Source organism: Xenophilus sp. (assembly GCF_044462705.1).
Lineage (GTDB): Bacteria > Pseudomonadota > Gammaproteobacteria > Burkholderiales > Burkholderiaceae_C > Xenophilus > Xenophilus azovorans.
The window spans coordinates 1-4832 of record NZ_JBIQNC010000288.1; the positions used below are offsets into that span (position 1 = coordinate 1).

The window sequence follows — 4832 nt, forward strand, 5'->3', positions numbered from 1 at the left end:
GTCTTCTTTTTCTTCCAGCGCCGCTCGCCGCGGGCGCCGCTTTCCTGCATGCCGAGGTAGAACTCCTTGATGTCCTCCTTCTCGCGCAGGCGCTCGCAGGTGTCTTCCATGACGATGCGGCCGTTCTCCAGCACGTAGCCGTAGTCGGCGGCGTTGAGCGCCATGTTGGCGTTCTGCTCCACCAGCAGCAGCGTCGTCCCGCGCTCGCGGTTGATGCGCACCACGATCTCGAAGATCTCCTTGGTGAGCTTGGGGCTCAGGCCCAGCGAGGGCTCGTCCAGCAGGATCAGCTCGGGCGCGGCCATCAGCGCGCGGCTGATCGCCAGCATCTGCTGCTGGCCGCCGGAGAGCAGGCCGGCGTCCTGCGCGGCGCGCTCCTTCAGGATGGGGAAGTAGCCGAACACCGTCTCCATGTCGCGCGCCACGCCGTCGCGGTCGCGCCGGGTGTAGGCGCCCATCAGCAGGTTGTCGCGCACCGACAGCAGCGGGAACACCTCGCGCCCCTCGGGCACGTGCGACAGGCCCTGCTGCACGATGTAGGCCGGGTCCTTGGCGGTGATGTCCAGGCCCTTGAAGTGCACCGTGCCCTTGCGCGGGTCGATGATGCCGGAGATGGTCTTGAGGATGGTCGTCTTGCCCGCGCCGTTGCTGCCCAGCACGGTGGCGATCTCGCCGCGCCGCACCTTCAGGCTCACGCCGCGGATGGCCTTGATGGGGCCGTAGGCGCTCTCGACGTTGAGGAGCTGCAGCACGTCGTCGGTCATGCCTGCCTCCTGAGGCTGCTCACGTCCTCGACCGCACCGAGATAGGCTTCCACCACGCGCGGGTCCGCCTGCACCTCGCGCGCCGTGCCCAGCGCCAGCACTTCGCCCTGGTTCATCGCCAGCACGCGGTCCGACACCTTGGACACCAGCGTCATGTCGTGCTCCACCATCAGCACCGAGATGCCCAGCTCCTGCTGGATGTCCTGGATCCAGAAGGCCATGTCGGCCGTCTCCTCCACGTTCAGGCCCGACGAGGGCTCGTCCAGCAGCAGCAGCTTCGGCTCGGTGCACAGGGCGCGCGCCAGCTCCACCACCTTGCGCACGCCATACGGCAGGCCGGCCACCAGCGCGTCGCGATAGTGCTGCAGGTCCAGCAGGTCGATCACCTGCTCGGCCTTCTCGCGCGCCTCGATCTCGGCGCGGCGCGTGGCGGGGGTGAAGAACACCTCGCTCCAGAAGCCGGTGCGGCGGTGCGTGTGGCGTCCGATCAGCAGGTTGTGCAGCACCGTGGCGTGCTCGAAGAGCTCGATGTTCTGGAAGGTGCGTGCGATGCCCAGTGCCGCGATGGCGTGCGGCGGCTGTTCGGTCAGCACCACCGGCGCGCCGCCCTCGCCGTGCCAGGCGATGCTGCCGGTGGTGGGCTGGTAGATGCGGCTGATGAGGTTGAACACCGTCGTCTTGCCCGCGCCGTTGGGCCCGATGAGGGTGAACACCTCGCCGCGCCGCACCTCGAAGCCGACCTTGTTGACCGCCAGCACGCCGCCGAAGCGCACGCTCAGGTCTTGGGCCGAGAGCAGCACGTCGCCGTTCATTTGAGGCGGTCCGACTTGGTGAAGGACTTCTGCCGCTTGAACATGCCCCGGCGGTAGAAGGGAAACAGCTGCAGCCAGGTGCGGATCTTCAGCCAGCGCCCGTACAGGCCCATCGGCTCGAAGAGCACGAAGGCGATCAGCACCACGCCGTACACCAGCCCCTGCAGCCCCGGCGCCTGGCCGATGGCCTCGGGCAGCCAGTCCTTGGACATGGCGATGAGCTGCGGCATCGAGATCAGGAAGATCGCGCCCAGGAACACGCCGTGCACCGAGCCCAGCCCGCCGATCACCACCATCAGCAGCAGATCGATGGACTGCAGGATGCTGAACTGGTCGGGCGAGAGGAAGCTGATCTTGTGCGCGTACAGCGCTCCGCCCAGCCCGGCCAGCGCCGCCGACACGGCGAAGGACAGCGTCTTGTAGCGCGCCAGGTGGATGCCCATGCTCTGCGCCGAGACCTCCGAGTCGCGGATCGCGACGAAGGCCCGCCCGGTGGGCGCGCGCAGCAGGTTGAGCACGCCCAGCGTGCACAGGATGGTGGTGACCAGGCACACGAAGTAGAAGGCCTCGCCGCCGCCAAAGTCGATGCCGGCGAGGCGCGGCGACTTCACGTGCAGCCCCGCGTTGCCGCCGGTGACGCTTTCCCAGCGCGCGAACACCTCCTCGACGATGAAGCCGAAGGCCAGCGTGGCGATGCCCAGGTAGATGCCCTTGACGCGCAGCGCCGGCATGGCGACCACCACGCCCACCGCCGCCGAGAGCAGCGCCGCCGCCACCATCGCCAGCGGGAAGGGCACGCCCAGGTTGACCAGCACGCCCTGCGTGTAGGCCCCGGTGCCCAGGAAGGCCGCGTGCCCGATCGAGAACTGCCCGGTGAAGCCGGCCAGCAGCATCAGCCCCAGGCCCACCACCGAATAGATGAGCACGAAGTTGAGCTGCGCGAGCCAGTATTCGTCGAGCGCCCAGGGCGCGGCCAGCAGCGCGAGGCCGAGCAGCGCATACCAGAAGCGGTGCCCGCCGTGCTTGGCGAGCGCGATGTCCTGCGCGTAGCTGGTCTTGAAGAGGAAGCGCATGACGGCCCTGCTACACCTTCTTCCTGAGCTTCTCGCCGAACAGGCCGTTCGGCTTGAGCATCAGCATCGCCAGCACCACGATGTAGGGCGCCGTGTCCTTGAAGCCGTCGGGCAGGTAGAAGCCGGCCAGCGACTCCACCACGCCGATGATCAACCCGCCGACGATGGCGCCCGGCAGGCTGCCGAAGCCGCCCACCACCGCGGCCGGGAAGGCTTTCAGCCCGATGAAGCCCATGTTGGCGTGTACGAAGGTGATGGGCGCCAGCAGCATGCCCGCCACCGTGGCCACCGCCGCCGCCAGGCCCCACACCAGCGAGTTCAGCCGCTTGACCGGGATGCCCATGTAGTAGGCCGCCAACTGGTTCTGCGAGCTGGCCTGCATGGCGATGCCCAGCTTGCTGTAGCGGAACATGGCGAACAGCAGCACGCACAGCACGGCGGTGGCGCCGATCACCACCGCCTGCTCCACGTTGACCACCAGGCCGCCGAGCTTCCAGACCTGGTCCTTGTAGGGCACGGCCAGCGTGTGCGTCTCGGTGCCGATGCCGGGCACCATGGTGATCAGGCCACGCAGCACGTAGCCGATGCCGATGGTCAGCATGACGATGGAGAACTGCGGCTGGCCGAGGATGGGCCGGATGACGGCCAGCTCCACCAGCATGCCGAAGGCGACCATCGCCGCCAGCGCCAGCAGCGCCGCCGCCCAGAACGGCAGGCCGAACAGGGCCATGCCCGCGAAGGTGGCGAAGGCCCCCAGCATCATCAGGTCGCCCTGGGCGAAGCTCACCGTCTCGGTGGCCTTGTAGATCAGCACGAAGCCCAGCGCGATGAGGCCGTAGATGCAGCCCTGGGCGATGCCGGAGAGCAGGAGCTGGAGGACTTGCACCGCGCGCCGTCCCTCAGCGTTTGGGAAAGCGGCGGCACGCGGCCTGGATGCGGTGAGGCGCCGTCAGCCGCATAGCACCTCGCCCGCGGCGTCGTGCAGCGCCAGGCGCCGCGAGCCGGCCACGATCTCGCTGGGCCGCAGCCCGTAGATCTGGCGGATCGAATGGCTGAAGTGGGTGGAGTCGGGGTAGCCGGCGTCCAGCGCGATGTCGGTCAGGCTGGCCGATTCCCGCACGTAGCGCAGCAGGCTGCGGGCGCGCTTCCAGGCGCGGAAGGCGCGGAAGGTCATGCCCGTCTGCGCCTTGAACAGGTGCAGGAAGCGCGAGAAGGACAGGTGCACGTCGGCGGCGCACTGCTCGGCCGACCACGGCGCCGCGGGCGCCGCGCTCACGCGCTCGATCACCTGCCGGATGCGCGCGTCCAGCGGCCGCTCGGGCAGCGGCTGGCCGAAGAAGAGGCGGTCGAAGTCGATGCCGCCGAAGCATTCGCGGCCGGAGGCGGCCACGAGCTGCGCATGGGCCGCGCGCACGCGGCGCACGAAGGCGGGGTCGTCCACCGGGCCGCAGCGGCGCAGCACGGCGGGCAGCGCGTCGGGGTCGACCGACTCCGACTCGATCAGCAGGTTCAGGACCAGCGGCTCGGCGCTCCGGACGTGGTGCGGCACCTGCGGCGGCACGACCAGCAGCTCGCCCGACTGCCAGGCCCCGCCGCCGATGCGGATGCGGTTGGGCAGGCCGCGCGGCGACACGTACACGCCCCAGCCGCCGAAGCTGCGCTCGCTCGCCAGGCCCAGCAGGCCGGCATAGAAGACGCGCTGCGTCGTCAGCCACATGAGGCGCTCCCCACCGTCGGCGTGCACCACCCTCGTCGTCTGCATGCTGCTCGGTCTCCTCGAAGTCGTTGGACGCATCGCACACCCCGCCGCGCCACTGCGCGCCGGCTCTCCCGGGTTGGGCGCATCGTACCGACGGCACGGCGGGCGTTGGCACCCATCTGGACGGGGCTTTCCCTAGTTCAGCGCGCGGCCGGCGCGGCGAAGGCGCGGCGCAGCTCGGCCGCGCACAGCGCGACCGCCGTGTTGGCCTCGTCGAGCACACGGCCCATGGTGATGAAGCCGTGGATCTGCCGCTCGAAGCACACGTGGGCGACGCGGCTGCCGGCGTCGGACAGCGCGCGGGCGTAGTCCAGCCCCTCGTCGCGCAGCGGGTCGTAGCCGGCGGTGATCACCAGTGCGGGCGGCAGCCCGGCATGGCCGGCCGCCAGCAGGGGCGAGGCGCGCCAGTCGGCGTCGTGCGCGG

Annotated in this window: 6 protein-coding genes; all 6 read right to left on the minus strand. The window is 69.8% G+C overall.

All coding sequences use genetic code 11. The features are described 5' to 3' along the window. On the minus strand, positions 1-764 hold a 764-nt coding region (locus tag ACIY1X_RS24830; protein ID WP_399685920.1), incomplete at its 3' end, for an ABC transporter ATP-binding protein. After that, the gene (locus tag ACIY1X_RS24835; protein ID WP_399685922.1) at positions 761-1576 is read right to left on the minus strand and encodes an ABC transporter ATP-binding protein; all 816 of its coding nucleotides are present in this window, start codon (positions 1574-1576) and stop codon (positions 761-763) included. The genes ACIY1X_RS24835 and ACIY1X_RS24830, both read right to left, overlap by 4 nt. Then, positions 1573-2649 (minus strand): branched-chain amino acid ABC transporter permease, encoded by a 1077-nt coding sequence (locus ACIY1X_RS24840; RefSeq protein ID WP_399685925.1) that lies wholly within the window; start codon positions 2647-2649, stop codon positions 1573-1575. Before ACIY1X_RS24840 ends, ACIY1X_RS24835 begins: the two co-directional genes overlap by 4 nt. A gap of 10 nt (positions 2650-2659) precedes the next feature. Then, complete coding sequence (locus ACIY1X_RS24845) at positions 2660-3535, minus strand: branched-chain amino acid ABC transporter permease (RefSeq protein ID WP_399685927.1); 876 nt, start codon at positions 3533-3535, stop codon at positions 2660-2662. A gap of 63 nt (positions 3536-3598) precedes the next feature. Further along, on the minus strand, positions 3599-4411 hold the full coding sequence (locus ACIY1X_RS24850; protein ID WP_399685930.1) for an AraC family transcriptional regulator: 813 nt from the start codon (positions 4409-4411) through the stop codon (positions 3599-3601). A 137-nt stretch (positions 4412-4548) separates the two neighbouring features. Beyond that, positions 4549-4832, minus strand: a 284-nt coding sequence (locus ACIY1X_RS24855) for an alpha/beta hydrolase fold domain-containing protein (RefSeq protein ID WP_399685933.1), incomplete at its 5' end; no start/stop codon positions are given.

Coding starts and splice junctions, on each gene's coding strand:
- ACIY1X_RS24835 (WP_399685922.1), bottom strand. CDS start 1,576: ATGAACGGCGACGTGCTGCTCTCGGCCCAAGACCTGAGCGTGCGCTTC.
- ACIY1X_RS24840 (WP_399685925.1), bottom strand. CDS start 2,649: ATGCGCTTCCTCTTCAAGACCAGCTACGCGCAGGACATCGCGCTCGCC.
- ACIY1X_RS24850 (WP_399685930.1), bottom strand. CDS start 4,411: ATGCAGACGACGAGGGTGGTGCACGCCGACGGTGGGGAGCGCCTCATG.